We start from the raw sequence: 557 nt of genomic DNA on the forward strand, positions 1-557 counted from the left end.
CTCATGGCGCACGGCTTTCTTGCCCATGCGCGCTGCTGGGCGTTTATCGCGCCGTTGCTCGCCGCGGACTACCATGTGGTCGCCTATGATCTTGCGGGCATGGGCGACAGCGACGCGCGCGTGGGGATCGATGGTGACGGCCGCGGGCGCGAGATGATCGCGGTGGCGGAGGCGACTGGGCTATTCGACGGTGCTGAGCCGCCCGTGATCATCGGTCATAGCTTCGGCGCGGGAGTCGCGGTGACCGCGATGACGATCGCGGCCGAACGGTTCGCGGGCGCGATCATCTGCGACCTGATGATCATGCGGCCGGAGGCGCTTGCCGCCTACTGGCGTGGCGGACGCGGCAGCCCCGGCTCGGGCGACCCGAACAAGCCCGCCAGCCGGTATCCCGACTACCCGACCGCACGCGCGCGCTACGTGCTCGCGCCGCCACAGCCCGCGGGTGAGCCGTTCCTGATGGACTACATGGCCTATCATTCGCTCCGGCGGGACGGGGACGCGTGGACGTGGAAGTTCTCGCCCGCGGTGTTCGCGCGCGGCAACTCGGCGGACGA

At 69.8% G+C, this 557-nt stretch carries 1 protein-coding gene; it reads left to right on the forward strand.

The window, feature by feature from the left end; all coding sequences use genetic code 11:
• Positions 1–557, forward strand: a 557-nt coding sequence (locus AX702_RS09815) for an alpha/beta fold hydrolase (RefSeq protein WP_156455435.1), incomplete at both ends; no start/stop codon positions are given.

Origin of the sequence: Sphingomonas sp. CCH5-D11 (assembly GCF_001557395.1) — a bacterium.
Taxonomy (GTDB): Bacteria; Pseudomonadota; Alphaproteobacteria; order Sphingomonadales; family Sphingomonadaceae; genus Sphingomonas.